The following is a 530-nucleotide window of genomic DNA, read 5'->3' on the forward strand; positions in this document are numbered from 1 at the left end:
ACGTTTAACCTTACGGCAACCGACGGCAGTTTATTAATCACAGACATCTCAGGATTTGAATTAATTGATGGTGTGGGTAATGCCACTTTAACAGGCGACAGCGCGAACACCTGGTTAGTTAATGGTAATAATGCAGGTACCTTAAACGGTATTAGTTTTACAGACTTTGTGAAGTTAGTCGGCGGTAATGGCATTGACAGTTTCACCGTAAATACGGGTGTTTCTATTGGCGATATCAGTGGTGGCAATGGCGCAAACACGTACGCGATTAATGGCACTGCGGGTGCTATCACGGGTGGTGTTGATGCAGATACCTTTACCATTGGTACAGCAGGTAAAACGGGAGCTCTTGTTGGCGGTGCCGGTGATGATGTTTTCACTATTACCAGCGGTGCTGCTAATAGAATTGCCAGCATTTCAGGTGGTGATGATAATGATACTGTCGCAATTTCTGATGTAGAGGTGGTTACTGATCCAATTGATGCTGGTTCAGGTGGTACGAATAAAGATATTTTTGAATTTACTGGGAC

1 protein-coding gene is annotated in these 530 nt (G+C 44.2%); it reads left to right on the forward strand.

Annotated features, from left to right (window positions below):
- A partial coding sequence (locus CWS31_RS17665) for a hypothetical protein (protein ID WP_425457536.1) occupies positions 1–530 on the forward strand: 530 nt, incomplete at both ends.

This window comes from Colwellia echini (assembly GCF_002843355.2).
GTDB lineage: Bacteria > Pseudomonadota > Gammaproteobacteria > Enterobacterales > Alteromonadaceae > Colwellia > Colwellia echini.